This window comes from Ruegeria sp. YTSC192 (assembly GCF_059609705.1).
Genome location: NZ_JBXWMG010000005.1, coordinates 211,014 through 230,369, shown reverse-complemented (window position 1 = coordinate 230,369; position 19,356 = coordinate 211,014). Strand labels below are relative to the sequence as shown.

General features: G+C 59.1%; 16 protein-coding genes. 12 read left to right on the top strand and 4 right to left on the bottom strand.

Going from position 1 to position 19,356, the window contains the following annotated elements:
- Nucleotides 1-37: 37 nt before the first annotated feature.
- Entirely contained in the window at nt 38-781 is a 744-nt protein-coding gene (pyrH, locus tag AC2FD8_RS09765; protein WP_496855713.1) for a UMP kinase, read from the bottom strand.
- A gap of 85 nt (nt 782-866) precedes the next feature.
- Here pyrH and miaA point away from each other — a divergent pair, with 85 nt between their 5' ends.
- From miaA to AC2FD8_RS09740, 5 genes are all read left to right on the top strand, one after another.
- Nucleotides 867-1,760, top strand: coding sequence for a tRNA (adenosine(37)-N6)-dimethylallyltransferase MiaA (gene miaA / locus AC2FD8_RS09760; protein WP_496855712.1), 894 nt, complete (start codon nt 867-869; stop codon nt 1,758-1,760).
- 351 nt (nt 1,761-2,111) lie between these two features.
- The gene (locus AC2FD8_RS09755; RefSeq protein ID WP_496855711.1) at nt 2,112-3,782 is read left to right on the top strand and encodes an ABC transporter substrate-binding protein; all 1,671 of its coding nucleotides are present in this window, start codon (nt 2,112-2,114) and stop codon (nt 3,780-3,782) included.
- A 123-nt stretch (nt 3,783-3,905) separates the two neighbouring features.
- Nucleotides 3,906-4,952, top strand: coding sequence for an ABC transporter permease (locus AC2FD8_RS09750; protein ID WP_496855710.1), 1,047 nt, complete (start codon nt 3,906-3,908; stop codon nt 4,950-4,952).
- Nucleotides 4,953-4,966: 14 nt separating this feature from the next.
- On the top strand, nt 4,967-6,430 hold the full coding sequence (locus tag AC2FD8_RS09745) for an ABC transporter permease (protein WP_496855709.1): 1,464 nt from the start codon (nt 4,967-4,969) through the stop codon (nt 6,428-6,430).
- 91 nt (nt 6,431-6,521) lie between these two features.
- A complete protein-coding gene (locus AC2FD8_RS09740; protein WP_496855708.1) occupies nt 6,522-8,609 on the top strand; it encodes a dipeptide ABC transporter ATP-binding protein in 2,088 nt (695 codons plus the stop codon).
- 82 nt (nt 8,610-8,691) lie between these two features.
- Here the strand turns inward: AC2FD8_RS09740 and AC2FD8_RS09735 are convergent, their stop codons facing one another.
- Complete coding sequence (locus tag AC2FD8_RS09735; RefSeq protein ID WP_496855707.1) at nt 8,692-9,270, bottom strand: lytic transglycosylase domain-containing protein; 579 nt, start codon at nt 9,268-9,270, stop codon at nt 8,692-8,694.
- A 204-nt stretch (nt 9,271-9,474) separates the two neighbouring features.
- On the opposite strand from AC2FD8_RS09735, the gene ssb reads away from it, so the two are divergent.
- Both ssb and AC2FD8_RS09725 read left to right on the top strand, forming a co-directional pair.
- Nucleotides 9,475-9,981, top strand: coding sequence for a single-stranded DNA-binding protein (gene ssb, locus AC2FD8_RS09730; protein ID WP_496855706.1), 507 nt, complete (start codon nt 9,475-9,477; stop codon nt 9,979-9,981).
- An 18-nt stretch (nt 9,982-9,999) separates the two neighbouring features.
- Nucleotides 10,000-11,070 carry a site-2 protease family protein gene (locus AC2FD8_RS09725; RefSeq protein ID WP_496855705.1) on the top strand — a complete coding sequence of 357 codons (1,071 nt, stop codon included), beginning with the start codon at nt 10,000-10,002 and terminating at the stop codon, nt 11,068-11,070.
- 9 nt (nt 11,071-11,079) lie between these two features.
- On the opposite strand, the gene aroB is transcribed toward AC2FD8_RS09725, so the two are convergent.
- Nucleotides 11,080-12,192 carry a 3-dehydroquinate synthase gene (aroB, locus tag AC2FD8_RS09720; protein WP_496855704.1) on the bottom strand — a complete coding sequence of 371 codons (1,113 nt, stop codon included), beginning with the start codon at nt 12,190-12,192 and terminating at the stop codon, nt 11,080-11,082.
- The gene (locus AC2FD8_RS09715; protein ID WP_496855703.1) at nt 12,193-12,780 is read right to left on the bottom strand and encodes a shikimate kinase; all 588 of its coding nucleotides are present in this window, start codon (nt 12,778-12,780) and stop codon (nt 12,193-12,195) included. It abuts the gene before it with no gap.
- A gap of 79 nt (nt 12,781-12,859) precedes the next feature.
- Between AC2FD8_RS09715 and AC2FD8_RS09710 the strand changes: the two genes are divergently transcribed.
- From AC2FD8_RS09710 to AC2FD8_RS09690, 5 genes are all read left to right on the top strand, one after another.
- Nucleotides 12,860-13,009, top strand: coding sequence for a hypothetical protein (locus AC2FD8_RS09710; protein WP_496855702.1), 150 nt, complete (start codon nt 12,860-12,862; stop codon nt 13,007-13,009).
- Nucleotides 12,999-14,522 carry a hypothetical protein gene (locus AC2FD8_RS09705; RefSeq protein WP_496855701.1) on the top strand — a complete coding sequence of 508 codons (1,524 nt, stop codon included), beginning with the start codon at nt 12,999-13,001 and terminating at the stop codon, nt 14,520-14,522. The genes AC2FD8_RS09710 and AC2FD8_RS09705 overlap by 11 nt, the downstream gene beginning before the upstream one ends.
- Nucleotides 14,522-15,475, top strand: a complete 954-nt coding sequence (locus AC2FD8_RS09700) for a site-specific tyrosine recombinase XerD (RefSeq protein WP_496855700.1) — start codon at nt 14,522-14,524, stop codon at nt 15,473-15,475. Before AC2FD8_RS09705 ends, AC2FD8_RS09700 begins: the two co-directional genes overlap by 1 nt.
- A gap of 63 nt (nt 15,476-15,538) precedes the next feature.
- Entirely contained in the window at nt 15,539-16,846 is a 1,308-nt protein-coding gene (locus tag AC2FD8_RS09695) for an HlyC/CorC family transporter (RefSeq protein ID WP_496855699.1), read from the top strand.
- A 92-nt stretch (nt 16,847-16,938) separates the two neighbouring features.
- Complete coding sequence (locus AC2FD8_RS09690) at nt 16,939-19,356, top strand: GcvT family protein (protein ID WP_496855698.1); 2,418 nt, start codon at nt 16,939-16,941, stop codon at nt 19,354-19,356.

Genomic DNA, 19,356 nt, shown 5'->3' with positions numbered 1-19,356 from the left:
GATGACTTGAGGGAACGGGAATAGATAAGTGCGCGGCTTAGCCCTCAACCTTGGTATAGGTCCCTTCACCGGCCAGAATGCCGCGGAAGCCGCCCGGCTCATCCAGACCGAACACGATCAGCGGCAGGTTGTTGTCCCGCGCCAGCGCAATAGCCGAAGCATCCATGACCCGCAGTCGCTTGGCCAGAACATCATCATAGGACACCTTGTCATAGCGCACCGCATCGGCATGTTCTTTGGGGTCTTTGTCATACACACCATCCACGCCGTTCTTGCCCATGAAGATCGCCTGACAGGCCATCTCATTCGCGCGCAGAGTGGCGGCGGTATCGGTGGTGAAATACGGATTGCCCGTACCAGCGGCAAAGATACAAACCCGTTTCTTTTCAAGGTGGCGCACGGCGCGGCGTCGGATATACGGCTCACAGACCTCATCCATGCGGATGGCCGAGATCACGCGGGTAAACACCCCGATCTCTTCCAGTGCCGACTGCATCCCCAATGCGTTCATCACGGTCGCCAGCATCCCCATATAGTCTGCCGTGGTCCGCTCCATCCCCTGGGCCGAGCCGCTGAGACCCCGGAAAATATTGCCGCCCCCGATCACCATACAGATCTCAACGCCCAGATCATGGACCGATTTCACCTCCTGCGCGATGCGCTGGACGGTGGGCGGGTGCAGACCGAATCCCTGATCACCCATCAGCGCCTCGCCGGAGATTTTCAGCATCACGCGTTCATACTTGGGTTTTTGGGTGTCTGTGGACGAGGTCAGGCTCATGTTGCGCTCCGGGCTGGCACGGGTTTATTTTCCGGCGCAAAATGAAGCAAAACGACCGCAGGTTCAATGCGGATACTGAGGGCCCATGACCAATTACCCCACCGCACCGATCTGGGACCGTATCCCTACTATACCGGATGGCATGCCGATTCTGATCGCGGGCCCGACGGCCTCGGGTAAATCCGAGCTGGCACTGCGCATTGCCGAGTCGTTCGGCGGGGTGATCGTCAACGCCGATGCAAGTCAGGTTTACGACTGCTGGCAGGTGATCTCGGCCCGCCCCTCGCCGGAAGAGGAAGTCCGCGCGCCGCATCGTCTCTATGGTCATGTCGCCTATGATCAGGAATATTCCACCGGCCACTGGCTGCGCGAGGTCATTCCGCTGCTGACAGGCAGCCAGCGCCCGATTATCGTGGGCGGAACAGGGCTGTATTTCACCGCTTTGACGGAAGGAATGGCCGAGATCCCGCCGACACCCCTGAATGTGCGTCAGAATGCCGATCAGATGGATCTAGCCCAGCTGATGGCTGGCGTGGATGCCGAAACCCTGTCCCGGCTGGACACCAATAACCGCGCCCGCGTTCAGCGCGCGTGGGAGGTTCAGCAAGCAACCGGGCGCAGCCTGTCATCGTGGCAGGCGGACACTCCGCCGCCCATTCTCGCTCTGAAGGACACGGTCCCCATCGTTTTTGACGTCGACAAAACATGGCTACAGGACCGCATCACCCGGCGGTTCGATCTCATGTTAGAGGCTGGCGCATTGGACGAGGTTGCGGCAATGCGCGACCGCTATGATCCGTCTTTTCCCGCCTGCAAGGCGATCGGGGTACCCGAACTCATGGCCTATCTGGATGGCACAATGACCTTGGAGCAAGCGCGTGAGCGGGCCACAATATCGACCCGTCAGTTTGCCAAACGTCAGCGCACCTGGTTCCGCGCAAGAATGAAGGCATGGAATCACCTTGATTTATCAAACTGATACGAAAGGCGGTTGATTCCCCCTTATCCGGCCCGGCCATCCGGCAAAATGACCACAAATTCATAGTAGTTACGAAAACCTCGCCCGAAGTGTTGGCGAAATATTCCACGCCGGGAATAGGTAGAAAATATTGGGCACCCAACACGCAACGACTAACCCGAAATGTCGTTTTTTTGCACTTGATGCCGCATTCGAACGTTGACGTCACCGGGATTCTGTTGCCGAATACCGGCATGGGGAATTCCAAAGTTCAAAAATCCGAACCCTTCGACCTACGCCTTGGCCTGAAAAACGCCCGCTAGGTTCGTTCATTCAATGCAAAAACAATATATGTCACAGGGAGAGACATTCATGACCAACCAGACAACTAAGGGAATGTCGGTGCACTGGGCCGCAGAGATGCACGCCCAGGAATACCGCGACGGCAACCTAAGCCGCCGTGAGTTTCTGGCCCGCGTCACCGCTCTGGGCGTCGCCGCTCCGGTCGCCTACGGAATGATCGGTCTGCAATCACCCGCAGCCGCAGCTGAGCCGCAGCAAGGCGGTACCATCCGTTATCAGATGGAAGTGCGCGCACTCAAAGATCCGCGTACTTATGACTGGACACAGATCGCGACATTTACGGCGGGTTGGCTGGAATACCTCGTTGAGTACAACAACGATGGTACATTCAAGCCGATGCTGCTGGAAAGCTGGGAATCCAACGATGACGCGACCGAATACACTCTGAACGTCCGTAAAGGCGTCAAGTGGAACAACGGCGATGACTTCACTGCAGAGGACGTAGCGCGCAACATCGAAGGCTGGTGTGACTCGTCGCTGGAAGGCAACTCGATGGCCTCGCGCATGGCCTCGCTGATCGACGAGAGCACTCAGAAGGCGGCTGATGGTGCCATTACTGTGGTCGATACGCACACCGTGAAACTGAAATGTAACGCGCCGGACATCACCATCATCCCCGGCATGGCGGACTATCCGGCTGCCATCGTCCACAGCAGCTTTGACGCAAATGACATGCTGTCGAACCCGGTTGGCACGGGCTTCATGCTCCCTGAAAGCCACGAAGTTGGTGTGAAGGGCGTGCTGGTTCGCAACGAGGGCTTCGACTGGTGGGGCTATGAAGCAGGCAAAGGCGGCTACATCGATCGGATCGAATTCATCGACTATGGCACCGATCCTGCAGCCTTCCTTGCGGCTTACGAGTCCGAAGAAATCGACATGAACTGGGAGTCGGTCGGCGAATTTGTCGACATCTTCGACAGCATCGGTCTTGCCCGCTCAGAGATCCCCTCGGGCTTTACCATCGTCATCCGCCCGAACCAGCTGGCTGAAGACGCGGACGGCAACAAGATCTACGGCGACAAGCGGGTCCGTCAGGCCCTTGCCATGGCCGTGGACAACAGTGTCTGCCTTGAACTTGGCATGTCCGGCTACGGCATTCTTGCCGACAACTGCCATGTAGGCCCGATGCACCCCGAGCATGACTCGGCCGTGACCCGCCTGCCCTACGATCCGGCAGGTGCGAAGGCACTGATGGACGAAGCGGGCATGGGTGATTTCGAGCACGAAGTGCAGTCAATCGACGATGACTGGCGCCGGAACACGACCGCAGCTGTTGTTGCTCAGCTGAACGACGCGGGCATCAAAGCCACGCATACGGTTCTGCCGGGCTCGACCTTCTGGAACGACTGGACCAAATACGCCTTTTCCTCGACCAACTGGAACCACCGCCCGTTGGGCACGCAGGTTCTGGCGCTGGCTTACAAGTCGGGTGTCGCCTGGAACGAATCCGGCTTTGCCAATGAAGAGTTCGATGCGTTGCTGGCCCAGGCCAACTCGCTTGCCGATGTGGACCAGCGTCGCGAAGTGATGGCCAAACTACAGGCGATCATGATTGACGAAGGTGTGACCATCCAGCCGTACTGGCGGACTGCAATGCGCCACCATCGCGACAACATGGTCGGTGTCGAAAAGCACATCGCGGACCTGCCACAGCTGTACAAGTTCGGTCTGACCTCCTGACCCAAGACACAAGAAAGGGCCGCGCCACACTGGCGCGGCCCTTCGTCCTCAATACGGCGACCATAAGAATAGCAACACGTGAGGCGGAATACCGTCCACGCCAGCCGACCAACAGGGGCTAACATGGGACTTTTCATTTTAAGGCGTTTGGGGATTATGCTGCTAACAGCATTGTGCCTGACATTCCTGGTCTTTTTCCTCACCAATCTCTACCCGAACCTGGAAAAGCTTGCGAAAACGCAGGGCAATTTCCGGATGTCGGATGAACAGGTCGAGAGCTTTTTGCAAAAAGGCGGATACCTTCAGTCGACGCCCATAAAATACGGTGAGTGGCTGGGCGTTCTGCCCTCATACCGGCACACGAATGAGGACGGCACTGTTCAGGGCCGATGCATTCTGCCGGGCAAAACAGCCGAAGAGTCTCCTAATTTCTGCGGTATCCTTCAGGGCTACTGGGGGTATTCGACGGTCTTCAAAGAAGAAGTCGGGACCGTCGTCGGCACCCGTCTGGCCTTGACCGGGCGCCTGATGTTCTGGGTGATGCTGCTGATGGTTCCCTCAGCCCTGATCCTTGGTATTCTGGCCGGGATGAAAGAGGGGTCGGCCACGGACCGGACGCTTTCGACCTTTGCCATCACAACCACCGCGACGCCGGAATACGTGTCGGGGGTAATCTTTATCGCGATCTTCACGTCATCCGCTGTGGGCCTGAAATGGTTCAAAGGCACGGCAACGCAAGCGATGGAGAGCCCGACATTCGAGAACTTCTTCCTGCCGGTACTGACCATTGCGCTCTATGGGATGGGCTACATCGCCCGGATGACCCGCGCCTCGATGACCGAGGTGATGACGGCGCAATATATCCGCACCGCGCGCCTGAAGGGTGTCTCGTTCCCGAATATCGTTATGAAGCACGCACTGCGGAACGCGCTGATCGCGCCATTCACTGTCATCATGTTGCAGTTCCCATGGCTGCTGAATGGCGTGGTGATCGTCGAGACCCTGTTCAACTACAAGGGCTTTGGCTGGGCGCTGGTGCAGGCGGCGGGCAACAATGACATCCAGCTGTTGCTGGCGATCTCGGTCGTGTCGGTCTTTGTGGTTCTGGTGACGCAGCTGATCTCGGATATCGGCTATGTCTATCTCAACCCGCGCATTCGCATTTCTTAAGGGAGGGTCAGATCATGGAACCACTTACCTGGACCGGCTCTATCGCCTTCCTCAACCCGCTATTCGCATTGGCACTGGGGCTTACGGCCCTGTCCATCGTCGTCTGGATGCTGGCCAGCATTGTGCTGCCCGAGGATCAGATGACGGTAAACCCCGATGGCACGCTGACCTCAAGCTCGGGCCTGCGCAACATGATACAGGCTGCGCTGCGCTATAGCTTTATGGCCAGTGTTGGGATCGCTGTCGCCTATATCCTGCTTGGCATTCTGATGGGCACCAGCGCCGGGATCATCGGTGCGATTTCACGGCAATTCCTGCCCGTCTGGTTTTCGCTGGTCATTCTTTATGCGATGTCGATCGCTTTCAAACGCAAGCTGGGTCTTTACGGCAAGCTGTTCGACAGCCCCATCGGCATGATCGGCTTTGGCCTAGTGATGTTCTGGGTCTTCACGGGCATCTTCGGTGCGCTTGATCTGATCGTGACCCATGACCCGCTGGCGCAGATCTCTGGCATGAAGAACAAGGTACCCGGAACGCCGCTGCCCAATCTGGAGGACGGACAATACGCCTGGTACCTACTGGGCGGTGATAATCTGGCCCGCGACGTATTCAGCCGCATGGTCAAGGGCGCGTGGATCGTGGTGCAGATTGCACCGCTGGCCACGATGTTTGCCTTTATGGTCGGGGTTACACTGGGCCTACCCGCCGGGTACTACGGTGGTCGCCTGGATACGTTGCTTTCGTTTCTTGCGAACCTGATCCTCGCCTTCCCTGTGATCTTGCTGTTCTATCTGTTGGTGACGCCCGAGATCGTGGCAACCGGCGTGCCGAACTATATGGCAGCTATCCTGTTTGTGTTCCCGATCATCTTCCTCGGGGTGCTGCTGAACTCACGCTACTATACGCGTCCAAATTTCCGAACTCCTCTGCTGATCGGGGTTCTGGGCGTGGCGATGTGGCTCTACCTGTCACTGATTTCGACCGGAGGCTATATCATCGACACCGACAGCTATCGCATCTGGGGTCTGCCAACCTATCTGGACCTGTTCGACATTCCAGGCGGTATTCTGGTGGTGTTCGTCTCGGTGGTCTTCGTGAACTCTCCCACGGTGTTCCGCATCGTGCGCGGGCTGGCGCTTGATATCAAAACCCGCGACTACGTAGCTGCGGCCCAGACCCGTGGTGAGGGTCCGTGGTACATCATGCTGTGGGAAATCCTGCCTAACGCGCGTGGTCCGCTGATCGTCGATTTCTGTCTGCGGATTGGCTATACAACCATCCTTCTGGGGACCTTGGGTTTCTTCGGGCTGGGCCTACCGCCTGAAAGCCCGGATTGGGGTTCTACGATCAACGAGGGGCGCAAGCTGCTGTCGATCTATCTCCACCCTGCCCTTCCGCCTGCGCTTGCGTTGTTGTCGCTGGTTCTGGGTTTGAACCTGCTGGCCGATGGTCTGCGCGAAGAAAGTCTGAAGGACTGATGTGATCAAGGCCGGGGGCCCTGCCCCCGGACCCCCGAGGTATTTTTAGCCAGATGAAGGGGATCCCCGGACTCTCGCGAGGAGTAACAAGATGAACAAACTGGCGGACTATGAAGGGCCTATTCTAGAGATCGACAAGCTGTCGATTTCGTTTTTTACCCGACTGAGGGAAATTCCCGCAGTTATGGATTTCTCGGTCACCGTGCAACCCGGCGAAGCTGTCGGGCTGGTGGGTGAATCCGGGTGCGGCAAGTCTACCGTGGCGCTGGGTGTCATGCAGGATCTGGGCAAGAACGGGCGCATTGTTGGCGGCTCGATCAAGTTCAAGGGGCGTGATCTGGGCGAGATGACCACGGAAGAACTGCGCGATATTCGTGGCAATGAGATCGCGATGATCTATCAGGAGCCGATGGCCTCGCTGAACCCGGCGATGAAGATCGGCAGACAGCTGATGGAAGTGCCGATGATCCATGAGGGCGTGGGTCAGGAAGAGGCCTATAAGCGCGCGCTTGAAGTGGTGACCGATGTGCGCCTGCCCGATCCTGAGCGCATGCTGAATTCCTTTCCACACCAATTGTCCGGTGGTCAGCAGCAGCGGATCGTCATCGCGATGGCGCTGATGTCGAAACCTGCCCTGTTGATCCTGGATGAGCCGACAACTGCTCTGGACGTGACCGTCGAGGCCGCCGTGGTCGAGTTGGTGAAGGACCTTGGCAAAAAATACGGCACTTCGATGCTGTTCATCTCGCACAATCTTGGTCTGGTTCTGGAAACCTGCGATCGGTTGTGTGTGATGTACTCGGGCGAAGCAGTCGAACGCGGCTCGATCAAAGATGTGTTCGACGAGATGCAGCATCCCTATACGCAGGCGCTGTTCCGGTCGATCCCTCTGCCCGGTGCCGACAAGAACGCGCGCCCGCTGGTGGCCATTCCGGGGAACTTCCCTTTGCCACATGAACGCCCGCCGGGCTGTAACTTTGGCCCGCGTTGCGATTATTTCGAAGAAGGTCGATGCGACGCGCAAAACATCCTGATGGAGGCTGTTCCCGGCAATGACCGCCACCACACGCGCTGTCTGAAGTTCCAGGAGATCGACTGGAATGCGCCGATCACAGTGGGTGAGCAGAAGGAAAAGGGCGAGATCGGGCGCGTTGTCCTGAAGATGGACAACCTCAAGAAGTATTATGAGGTTGCGGCAAACGCTCTGTTTGGCGGCGGTACGACGAAAGTGGTCAAGGCCAACGAGACCCTGAGTTTCGAGGCGCATGAATCTGAGACACTGGCCATCGTGGGCGAATCCGGTTGCGGTAAATCCACCTTCGCCAAGGTTCTGATGGGGCTTGAAACGGCAACTGACGGGCAAATCCTGTTGGACAACCGCAATATCGAGGCCGTGCCCATCGAGGAACGCGACGCCAAGACCGTGGGTGAAGTTCAGATGGTGTTCCAGAACCCGTTTGACACCCTGAACCCCTCCATGACTGTGGGGCGTCAGATCATCCGGGCGCTTGAGATCTTTGGGGTCGGCAATTCCGAGGCTGAGCGCAAGAAGCGCATGCTGGAGCTGCTGGATCTGGTGAAACTGCCCCGCGCCTTTGCGGACCGGATGCCGCGACAGCTCTCGGGGGGTCAGAAACAGCGTGTCGGTATCGCCCGCGCCTTTGCCGGTGATGCACGGATCGTTGTGGCGGACGAGCCCGTCTCGGCGCTGGACGTGTCGGTACAGGCGGCGGTGACAGATCTGCTGATGGAAATCCAACGCGAACACAAAACGACGCTGCTGTTCATCAGCCATGACCTGTCGATCGTGCGTTACCTCAGCGACCGGGTGATGGTGATGTATCTGGGCCATGTGGTCGAGCTGGGCACAACCGATCAGGTCTTTGCGCCGCCCTATCACCCTTACACCGAAGCATTGCTGAGCGCGGTTCCGATTGCCGATACCTCAGTCGAGAAACAGCATATCGTGCTTGAAGGCGACATCCCGTCGGCGATGAGTCCGCCGCCCGGCTGTCCATTCCAGACGCGCTGCCGCTGGAAATCCGAGGTGCCGGACGGGCGTTGTGAATCAGATGTTCCGCCTGTGAAAACTTTGGCCGATGGCCATCAGGTCAAATGCCATCTGGCCGACGATGTTCTGGCCAGAATGGAACCCGTGATCAAAATCGCCGCCGAGTAAGCGATTGAGAAAACAGGAAAGGCCGGTCTCTGACCGGCCTTTTTTGTTGAATTCTGCTGAGTTGCCAGTGCTATTCGGTGCCTTAACTGCCCCAGATCACCTTCACGTAATTCTGGGTTTCCTTGTAGGGCGGAATACCACCGTGTTTCTCGACCGCCTTGGGACCTGCATTGTAAGCTGCAAGCGCCAGGGGCCACGACTTGAACTTGCGGTATTGCCAGGACAGATACCGCGCGCCCCCTTCCAGATTTTGCCTGGGATCATGCGGGTTTACGCCCAACAACTTGGCCGTTTGCGGCATGAGCTGCGCCAGACCCAAAGCCCCTTTGTGAGATTTCGCCGTGGGGTTCCAGCCACTTTCCTGCTGCACCAGACGCAAAAACAGCTCTTCGGGGATATTGTGCTGGCGGGCCGCTTGCCGTGCAAGGGCCAGATATTCACCACGGTATTTACCGGTATAGCGTTTGTCGAACCGCCCCTGCGCCACTTTCGGCTTGAGCCGCTCGGACCCGCGATATTGCGTTGCCGCGCGCGAGTCCAACACTTTGGATTGCTTAAGGAATATGTCTTTTCTATTCTTAGTAGACAGTGTCTGGGCCTGCACCGGGGCCGCGGTCAGCAGCAGACACACACCAACAAAACCTAAAACCAAAGATCGCATGAACGCCTATCCTGCCCGATCCGAAAACAGCCAAAGTATATGTTCCCGCAGCCAGAATGAAAAGCGTACAGAACAGAGTCGACCGATTCTTGTCGAATACTGTGTCATCAACTGTGTTTTAACCAAGATGCAGGCCGTATAGGGTCTCTGGCATATTCAGCGCCAGATTCGGCGTATTCAAGTGAGAACAAAGCGGGGAACTACATGGCGGGTTCAGTCAACAAGGTCATTCTGGTCGGAAATCTCGGCCGCGATCCCGAGGTTCGGACTTTCCAGAACGGCGGCAAAGTGTGCAACCTGCGGATTGCAACGTCAGAGAACTGGAAAGACCGCAACACGGGCGAGCGCCGGGAGCGGACCGAGTGGCATTCGGTTGCAATATTTAATGAAGGTCTGGTGCGCGTCGCGGAACAATACCTGCGAAAGGGTTCGAAGGTCTATCTTGAGGGGCAACTGCAAACCCGCAAGTGGCAGGACCAATCCGGCCAGGACCGGTATTCGACAGAGGTCGTTCTTCAAGGCTTTGGCTCTACCCTCGTCATGCTGGATGGTCGCGGCGAAGGTGGCGGCGGCGGCGGATATGGCGGTGGCCAATCAGGCGGCTACAGCGGCGGACAGGCTGGCGGTGGCTACGGTGACCCATATGGCGCGCCGTCCAGCTCACCTGCCCCGGCATCCGGCGGAATCGACGACGACGAGATTCCGTTCTAAACGAAACGGAGACACAACATGGCATGGTCTTTCGCTCTCGGCCGACTGCTCGGGTCCGAACTGAGGGTCCATGTCACCTTCTTCCTCTTGCTGGCCTGGGTCGGATTCGCGGCCTATTCCAGCGGAGGTTGGCCTGCCGCGATCGAGAACCTGATCTTCGTGTTGGCCCTGTTTGCCTGCGTCGTGGCGCATGAGTTCGGCCACGCCCTGATGGCGCGCCGCTTTGGCATCAAAACCCCTGACATCACCTTGCTACCGATTGGCGGTCTGGCCCGACTAGAGAGGATGCCCGAGAAACCGATGCAAGAGGTTTGGGTCGCCCTCGCTGGTCCGGCCGTGAATGTCGTTATCTGGTTGGCACTGGTGGGGTTCGGCGCCGGGATGCCTTATGAAACGATCAGCCAGATCGATTCCGCGAATATCGGGATGTTGGACCGTCTCGCCTATGTCAATCTTCTGCTCGCCGCATTCAATATGATCCCTGCCTTCCCAATGGACGGAGGTCGCGTTTTCCGCGCCCTCCTCTGCCTTCGTCTGGACCGTGTCACAGCCACGCGAATCGCGGCGCTAAGCGGTCAGATGCTTGCTGTTGGCCTTGGGTTTTACGGCCTCAGCTCGGGCAATCCGATCCTTGTTCTGGTTGCGGTTTTCGTGTTCTTCGCCGCCAATACGGAAAGTCAGGATGTGGCGCTGCGCTCGGCCACGCGGCATGTTTTGGCGCGCGATGCAATGATCACAGAGTTCCATGCGCTATCGCCCAGGGACACGTTGAACACCGCCGCGCAGGCGGTGATCCACACAACGCAACATGAGTTCCCGGTTCTGGATGACAAGGGCCACCTTCAAGGTTTCGTAACCCGAGATCACCTGTTCAAAGCGCTGGCGGGCGATCACGCACGCTCGGACGCCGCCGTTTCGATCATGGAGCGTAACATTCCGCAGGTCGGCCTGACCGCCAAATTGGCAAGAGTTCTGGACGGGTTGCACAAAGGCGCGCCAGCAGTGGCCGTGGTCAATCGCACCGGGCGCATGATCGGCTATATCACCCGTGAAAATATCGGTGAGCTGATGGTGATCCGAGGGCGCTGATCGCCCTCGTCAGGCTGTCGCCAACGCGTCTTGCAACACCGACAATACGGTCTCACGCGGGACATCCGAGGTGACAAAGGCCTGACCGATCCCCCGCGCCAGAATAAAGCGCAACTGACCGTCGATTACCTTTTTGTCCTGCGCCATCAGGTCCACCAAGGCCTCGGCCCCGGGAAGATCACCGGGAATATCGGCCAGGTCTGTTTTCATTCCCATCGCCTTCAAATGCGCCCGAACACGGCTTGGGTCTTCCTGCGAACACAGGCCAAGCCGTGCCGACAATTCAAAGGCCAGCGCACAGCCGATGGCGACACCTTCGCCATGCAGCAGCCGGTCGGAATAACCCGTCGCGGCCTCCAGCGCGTGGCAGAACGTGTGCCCGAGGTTCAAAAGCGCGCGATCCCCCTGCTCAGTCTCGTCTCGTGCGACAATGTCGGCCTTCATCTGGACGGACCGTGTGACGGCACGCACCCGCGCGGCCATATCACCCGAGGAGACATCAGTGCCGTTTCCTTCGAGCCATTCGAAGAAATCAGCGTCGCCCAGCAGGCCGTATTTGACCACTTCTCCATAGCCTGACAGGAAATCGCGCCGGGTCATCGTGCCCAGAACCGAGGTATCGGCCAACACAAGGGACGGCTGGTGAAACGCTCCGATCAGGTTCTTGCCTTGCGGCGCGTTAATCCCGGTTTTACCACCAACCGAACTGTCGACCTGCGCCAGCAACGAGGTGGGGATCTGAACGAAGCGCACGCCACGGCGCAGCACAGCGGCTGCAAAACCCGCGAGGTCCCCGATTACGCCGCCACCAAGGGCAATGACGATGTCCCGACGTTCGACCTTTTCGGCCAGAAGCCATTCGACCGCGCGTTCAAAATGCGGCCAGCTTTTGGTCGCTTCACCCGCGGGCAAAGCCAGAGAGGACATCTCGATCCCTGCGGCAGCAAGCCCGTCACGCAGGGCCTCAAGATGCAGGTCAGCGACGTTCTCGTCAGTCAGAACCGCAACTTTCGGACGGTGCAGCAAAGGCGCGATCCGCGCGCCGGATTGCGCCAGCAGGTCCGGGCCAATCTCGACATCATACGAGCGTTCGCCCAATTCCACATGTACGGTCTGATGCATCTAATTTCGTTCCAAAACATCGGGTCGCGCCAGCAAGGCGTCGACCACGCGGTCCACCATATTTTCGATCGAGATCTCGCCATCCGAGGTCACCGTCAGATCGGCCTCGGCATAGACCGGCACGCGCGCCTCGAACAGCGCCTTCAACGTCGCATAGGGATCTTCGGTTCTCAGCAGCGGGCGCGTGTCCTTATGGCGCACACGGTTCCACAACACATCAAGATCTGCCCGCAACCAGACCGAGGCCCCCCGTTCGGTGATCATGGTGCGGTTTTCGTTAGACAGAAACGCGCCGCCACCCGTCGACAGGATACCTTGCTGCTCATCCAGCAAGCGACCGATAACCTGAGTTTCCTTGGCGCGGAAAAACGGTTCACCGTCGCGCTGGAAAATCTCGGGGATGGTCATATTGGCGGCTGATTCGATCTCGGCATCGCTATCAAGGAAGGGAACACCCAGCCGCGCCGCCAATGCGCGGCCCACAGCGGTCTTTCCGGCCCCCATCATGCCCACAAGAACAACGGTTTTGTGCAGATCATACCCGCCCTGTGTGCCCGCCGCACGTGTGTTTTGCTTAATTTCGCTCATTTCACCGTGAATGACGTGATCTTAAGAAAAATGCCAGTTATAACTTGGTCAAAACCAAAAATTGAGGCAGCGTGGCGCCATGGGCCGTCTGATCAAGTTCCTGATATATATTGTTTGCCTGGCGTTCATCGGGCTGGTGGCCTACGCCTATGTGGGTCCTTTTTTCGGTGCCGATTTCTCGGCTCCGCAAAGCGAAATCCGTGAACCGGTCACGTTGGATGTCAATTAGGCATGTGTTGGTTGCGCTGTCTCTGGCCGGAGCAGCGCAGGCGCAGCAACCGCTGACTGCGATCGATTGGCTGAACGACCCGCCCGAGAACCTGCCGGGAACGGTGCTGCTTGAGCCTCCGGTCGCACAGAACGGAGGCCAGCCGACAGTTGAGGTCACGCCTCTGGACGCGCTGTCGCAGCCGATTGGTCTGGTGTCGTCGAGTGTCACCGGGCTGCCCGTCGACCTCTGGCATGGTAGCGACCCCGAGCGGATTTCTGAGCTGATTGCCCGTATCCCGGTCAAGCATAACTCCGCCATGCAGCGGCTGCTTTTCACATTGCTGTTGTCCGAGGCCCGCGCGCCCGGCGGCGCGTCTGGAGAAGAAACACTGTTACTGGCGCGTCTGGACCGGCTGATGCAGTTGGGCGCGGCGGACCCGGCGCAGTCACTGGTGCAACTGGCCGGTCCAACGGACACGCAGGCGCGGTTCGAGCGATGGTTTGACGCGACGCTTTTAACCGGTGACGAGGATCGCAGCTGCACAGCGCTGATTGCCCAGCCAAACCTGTCCAAAGACTATGCGGCCCAGATCTTCTGCAAGGCCCGCCGGGGGGATTGGCCCTCTGCCGCTTTGACGCTTGAGGCCGCCCACGCGCTGGAGCTGTTGCCACCCGAGGAACTAGACCTGCTCGACCGTTTCCTCAACCCCGACATTTTTGAGGACGCGCCTTACCTGCCGCAGCCCGAAAACCCTGACCCGCTGAGCTTCCGGCTGTTCGAGGCCATTGGGGAACGTTTGCCTTCGGCCCCCCTACCGCGGGCCTTCGCCAATGCTGATCTGCGCGATGTGGCGGGCTGGAAGGCGCAGATCGAAGCTGCTGAACGCCTGACCCGCATTGGCGCGCTGACCCCGAACCAGTTGCTTGGTCTTTACACCGAACGTTCTCCGGCGGCTTCGGGTGCCGTTTGGGATCGGGTGGCCGCTGTTCAGCGGTTCGAAACCGCCCTTGAAACCGGCAATGTCGAGGCGATCAGCAAGACCCTCCCCCTCGTCTGGAAGCAGATGCGCAGCGTCGGGCTTGAAATACCCTTTGCCGATCTCTTTGCAGAACGCCTCTATGGCGTAAAACTGCCAGATGCCAACACAGAGGCCCTGCGCTGGCGTATCCTGATGCTCTCGGATTTCTACGAACGCGCCGCGATGCAAGCGCCGGACACAGCGGTTGAGACACAGTTCCTGGCAGCCTTGGCGCAGGGTGATCCGGGCCGCGCTGTCTCGCCGTCGCCTTTGGCAGATGCGGTCGCGCAAGGGTTCGCCTGGGCCGCGCCAGTACCGTCGGATATCGAGGCCCTGCTGGACAATGGTCAACTCGGCGAGGCGATTCTGGAGGCGATGCAACTGTTTGCCCATGGCGCACGCGGCAACCTGGTGGACATGACCGCCGCTATCGCAGCCTTCCGTCGTGTCGGGCTGGAGGAGACCGCCCGCCGCGCCGCGTTGAACCTGCTGATCCTGAACGGGCGCGGATGATGAGCGGCCCGGCATCAGATGAGCTGTGGATTTCGACCTTCCTGCAGGCGCAGGCTGCGGAATTGGGCGCGGCCACCAATACTCTGCTGGCTTATGGTCGCGACCTCAAGGATGTCGCCGCGTGGCTGGGGCATCGCAAAACCAGTTTCGAGCAAGCGGGCCGTGATCAGATCGAGGCCTATCTGATCGACTGCGATGCGCAGGGCCTGTCCCGCGCAACCCGCGCCCGGAGATTGTCGGCGATCAAGCAGTTGTACAGGTTCGCGTTCGAAGAAGGCTGGCGCGAGGCGAACCCGGCCATTCAGATCAAGGGCCCGGGCCGCAAGAAACAACTGCCCAAAACGCTGGACGTCCCCGAGGTTGACCGCTTGCTCGAGGCCGCCCGCCAGACCGGACGCAGCCCGGCCGACCGTATCCGCAACACCTGCCTGATGGAGCTTCTCTACGCGACCGGTATGCGGGTGACGGAACTGGTTTCTCTGCCTGTCTCGTCGGCGCGCGGCGATCCCCGCATGTTGCTGGTGCTGGGCAAGGGCAGCAAGGAACGGATGGTTCCCTTGTCTCCTCCCGCCCGCGATGCGCTGGCCGTTTGGCTTGAAGAATGGGACAAGGCCGAGGATGCAAGTGTTGAAAAAGGCGGCACCCGATCGAAGTTCCTGTTCCCGTCGCGGGGCAAATCCGGGCATCTGACCCGGCACAGGTTCTTTCTGCTTGTTAAGGAACTGGCGGTTCAGGGCGGTGTCTCGCCCGAAAAGGTCACGCCGCATACGTTGCGCCATGCCTTCGCCACCCATCTGCTGGCAAACGGAGCTGACCTGCGCTCGATCCAGACCTTATTGGGCCACGCAGACATCGCAACGACCGAGATCTACACCCATGTGCTGGATGAACGGCTGTCTGAACTGGTGCTGGAACATCACCCGCTGGCGAAAGACCAAGGAAGCAAGGGCTAACCTCTTGATTGCAAGGGTCCGCATCCCCATAACGGGTGCAGAAACACGAACAACCAAGGACCGATGGAACCCACATCCTCTCTGATCGACGGCGCATTCTGGTTTACCACTGGCGCCATCCTGCTTTTGCTTGTCCTTTCTGGCTTTTTCTCGGGCTCAGAAACAGCATTGACCGCATCGTCCCGAGGGAAGCTGAGGGCACAGGCCGACAAGGGCTCTCGCGGGGCGCAAAAGGCGCTCGATATCACCGATGACAATGAGAGGTTGATCGGCTCGGTCCTACTGGGCAACAACCTGGTCAACATCCTTGCGGCCTCGTTGGCGACGGCCCTGTTCACCCGTCTGTTCGGGGAAAGCGGCGTCGCGCTGGCAACGTTGGTCATGACCTTGCTGGTTCTGATCTTTGCCGAGGTCCTGCCCAAAACCTACGCCATCACCAATTCGGAAAAAGCTGCGGCTGCCGTTGCTCCGATCATCAGCGTTGTCGTCACCGTTTTCTCACCCATCGTAGCCGCGGTGCGCCTGTTGGTGCGCGGCGTCTTGCGCATTTTCGGCGTCCAGATCGACCCCGACAGCAACATCCTTGCCGTGCGCGAGGAAATCGCCGGTGCGTTGCAGCTGGGCCATTCCGAAGGTGTGGTCGAGAAAGAAGATCGCGACCGTATTCTGGGCGCGCTTGATCTGGGCGACCGGGCGGTTGAGGAAATCATGCTGCACCGTTCCAACATCGAGATGATCGACGCCGATGCCGAACCGGATGCCATTCTTGCGCAATGCCTGCAAAGCCGACACACCCGCCTGCCCGTTTTCCGTGACGAACCCGAGAACATTATCGGTGTGGTCCATGCCAAGGATCTGTTCCGTTCGATGTACGCGCAGGTCGGCGGGTCCGATGGAAACTCGGACCGTTTGGCCGGGTTCGACATCACCAAAGTGGCAAATGATCCCTATTTCGTGCCGGAAACCACCACTCTGGACGACCAGATGCGAGAGTTCCTGCGCATTCGCAGCCACTTTGCCCTTGTAGTAGACGAATACGGATCGCTTCGCGGCCTGATCACGCTTGAGGATATTCTCGAAGAGATCGTCGGTGAAATCGCCGACGAATTCGATATCGAGGAAGAGGTTCCCGTCACGCGTACCGAGGACGGCCAGTTTCTGGTCGAAGGGGCCATGACCATCCGCGACGTCAACCGCGCCCTCGACTGGTCCCTGCCGGATGAAGAGGCGAACACCGTCGCTGGCCTTGTCATACACGAGGCGCAGATGATCCCTGTGGTCGGTCAGGTGTTTTCCTTCCACGGGTTCCGGTTCGAGGTCACCGCGCGCGAGGGCAACAGGGTGACCGGGCTGAAGATCAGACCTCTCTAAGCGCGGGACGGCGCGCGCGACATTATTTGTCGTTTTTTTACTTGCGCGCCCGGAGCCTCTGGTCAGACTTCCAGAAAATCTGGGAGTCTTCCATGAAACTGCAAACCCGCGTGGCGGTCATTGGGGGCGGCGTTGTCGGCTGCTCGGTTCTGTATCACCTGACCAAACTGGGGTGGTCCGACGTCATGCTGTTGGAGCGGTCCGAGCTGACCTCGGGCTCGACCTGGCACGCGGCGGGCGGGTTTCACACTCTGAACGGCGACACCAACATGGCGGCGCTGCAGGGCTATACGATCCGTTTGTACAAAGAGCTGGAAGAGATCACCGGCATGTCCTGCGGCTTGCACCACGTGGGCGGGGTGACACTGGCCGACAATCAGGATCGGTTCGACATGCTGCTGGCCGAGCGCGCCAAGCACCGCTTCATGGGGCTGGAAACCGAAATCGTCGGCCCGGATGAGATCAAGAAAATAGCGCCGATCACCAATACTGACGGCATCATCGGCGCGCTCTATGATCCGCTGGACGGGCACCTTGATCCTTCGGGCACCACCCATGCTTACGCCAAGGCGGCCCGAATGGGCGGCGCCACGATCGAGACCCATTGCATGGTGCGTGAAACCAATCAACGCGCGGACGGCACGTGGGATGTGGTCACCGACAAGGGCACCATCCACGCAGAACATATCGTCAATGCAGGTGGTCTTTGGGCGCGCGAAGTGGGGGCGATGGCAGGCATCTATTTCCCGCTCCACCCGATGGAACACCAATACCTTGTCACGGATTCGATCCCGCAGATCGAGGCGATCATCGACGCAGGCGGCGAGCACCCACATGTGATGGACCCCGCTGGCGAGAGCTATCTGCGGCAGGAAGGACGCGGGTTGTGCATCGGGTTCTACGAACAACCCTGCAAGCCTTGGGCCGTGGACGGAACGCCGTGGGGGTTCGGACATGAACTGCTGCCCGACGACTATGACAAGATCACCGACAGTATCGAGTTCGCCTATAACCGCTTCCCGGTTCTGGCCGAGGCCGGGGTGAAATCGGTAATCCACGGCCCGTTCACATTTGCGCCGGACGGCAACCCTCTGGTCGGGCCGGTGCCGGGGATGCGCAACTATTGGTCCGCTTGCGGTGTCATGGCCGGGTTTAGCCAAGGCGGCGGCGTTGGCCTGACACTGGCGCAATGGATGATCGAAGGTGAGCCGGAACGCGATGTCTTCGCCATGGATGTAGCGCGCTTCGGCGACTGGATCAGCCCCGGCTACACCCGCCCGAAGGTCATCGAAAACTACCAGAAACGATTCAGCGTCGCCTACCCGAACGAGGAACTGCCCGCCGCGCGCCCCAACCGCACCACGCCGATGTATGACATCTTCAGCGATCTGGGCGCGGTCTGGGGCCAGCAATATGGGCTGGAGGTGCCGAACTACTTCGCGCGAGGCGATGAGCCGGGTTATGAAACCCCCTCGTTCCGACGCTCGGATGCGTTTGATGCCACGGGGCGTGAAGTCCGCGCTGTTCGCGAAGGCGTGGGGATCAACGAGGTCCACAATTTCGGTAAGTATCGCATCGCGGGCCCGAATGCCCGGGCGTGGCTGGATCGGCTCATGGCCGGACGTATCCCCCAACCGGGCCGCGTCTCACTGACCCCGATGCTGTCGCCCAAGGGCAAACTGATCGGCGATTTCACTGTGTCTTGCCTGAGTGAGACTGAATTCCGCCTAACCGCCTCATATGGCAGCCAAGCCTATCACATGCGATGGTTCCAGCAGAACGAAGCCGAGGGGGTCTTAGTCAGCAATATCAGCGACCAGCTGAATGGCTTCCAAATCGCCGGCCCCAAAGCGACCGAGGTACTGGCTGCCTGCACGCGAGAGGATGTCTCGACTCTCAGGTTTCTCGACGTGCGTCCGATGACGATCGGCATGACCGATTGCCTCGTTCAACGGGTCAGCTACACCGGCGATCTGGGCTATGAGATCTATTGCGATCCCATGGCGCAACGGCAGCTTTGGTGGACTTTGTGGGAGGCCGGACAACCCCATGGGATGGTGCCGTTCGGAATGCGCGCCATGATGTCCCTGCGTCTGGACAAGTTCTTTGGCTCGTGGATGCGTGAATTCTCACCAGATTACACAGCCGCCCAAACGGGGCTGGATCGGTTCATCTCTTTCACCAAGAACACCGATTTCATCGGTCGCGCCACAGCCGAGGCTGAGCGGAACAGCGGTACTGTTCGCAAACTGGTCGCTTTTGAAGTGGACGCAGAAGATGCGGATGTGAACGCGTACGAACCGATCTGGCTGGACCGAGAGGTCGTGGGGTTTTGCACCTCTGGCGGCTATTCCCACTATGCCCAAACCTCGGTTGCGATGGGGTTCCTTCCGACGGACCGCATTAAAGACGGGTTGGAGGTTCAGATCGAAATCCTCGGCCAGATGCGTGCCGCGCGGGTGATATCGACCCCGCTGTTTGATCCTGAGGGGAACCGAATGAGGGGCTGA

What these genes read in the sequence shown, in the direction of transcription:
- pyrH (WP_496855713.1), bottom strand. Translation starts at nt 781, where the DNA reads ATGAGCCTGACCTCGTCCACAGACACCCAAAAACCCAAGTATGAACGC.
- miaA (WP_496855712.1), top strand. Translation starts at nt 867, where the DNA reads ATGACCAATTACCCCACCGCACCGATCTGGGACCGTATCCCTACTATA.
- AC2FD8_RS09755 (WP_496855711.1), top strand. Translation starts at nt 2,112, where the DNA reads ATGACCAACCAGACAACTAAGGGAATGTCGGTGCACTGGGCCGCAGAG.
- AC2FD8_RS09750 (WP_496855710.1), top strand. Translation starts at nt 3,906, where the DNA reads ATGGGACTTTTCATTTTAAGGCGTTTGGGGATTATGCTGCTAACAGCA.
- AC2FD8_RS09745 (WP_496855709.1), top strand. Translation starts at nt 4,967, where the DNA reads ATGGAACCACTTACCTGGACCGGCTCTATCGCCTTCCTCAACCCGCTA.
- AC2FD8_RS09740 (WP_496855708.1), top strand. Translation starts at nt 6,522, where the DNA reads ATGAACAAACTGGCGGACTATGAAGGGCCTATTCTAGAGATCGACAAG.
- AC2FD8_RS09735 (WP_496855707.1), bottom strand. Translation starts at nt 9,270, where the DNA reads ATGCGATCTTTGGTTTTAGGTTTTGTTGGTGTGTGTCTGCTGCTGACC.
- ssb (WP_496855706.1), top strand. Translation starts at nt 9,475, where the DNA reads ATGGCGGGTTCAGTCAACAAGGTCATTCTGGTCGGAAATCTCGGCCGC.
- AC2FD8_RS09725 (WP_496855705.1), top strand. Translation starts at nt 10,000, where the DNA reads ATGGCATGGTCTTTCGCTCTCGGCCGACTGCTCGGGTCCGAACTGAGG.
- aroB (WP_496855704.1), bottom strand. Translation starts at nt 12,192, where the DNA reads ATGCATCAGACCGTACATGTGGAATTGGGCGAACGCTCGTATGATGTC.
- AC2FD8_RS09715 (WP_496855703.1), bottom strand. Translation starts at nt 12,780, where the DNA reads ATGAGCGAAATTAAGCAAAACACACGTGCGGCGGGCACACAGGGCGGG.
- AC2FD8_RS09710 (WP_496855702.1), top strand. Translation starts at nt 12,860, where the DNA reads ATGGGCCGTCTGATCAAGTTCCTGATATATATTGTTTGCCTGGCGTTC.
- AC2FD8_RS09705 (WP_496855701.1), top strand. Translation starts at nt 12,999, where the DNA reads ATGTCAATTAGGCATGTGTTGGTTGCGCTGTCTCTGGCCGGAGCAGCG.
- AC2FD8_RS09700 (WP_496855700.1), top strand. Translation starts at nt 14,522, where the DNA reads ATGAGCGGCCCGGCATCAGATGAGCTGTGGATTTCGACCTTCCTGCAG.
- AC2FD8_RS09695 (WP_496855699.1), top strand. Translation starts at nt 15,539, where the DNA reads ATGGAACCCACATCCTCTCTGATCGACGGCGCATTCTGGTTTACCACT.
- AC2FD8_RS09690 (WP_496855698.1), top strand. Translation starts at nt 16,939, where the DNA reads ATGAAACTGCAAACCCGCGTGGCGGTCATTGGGGGCGGCGTTGTCGGC.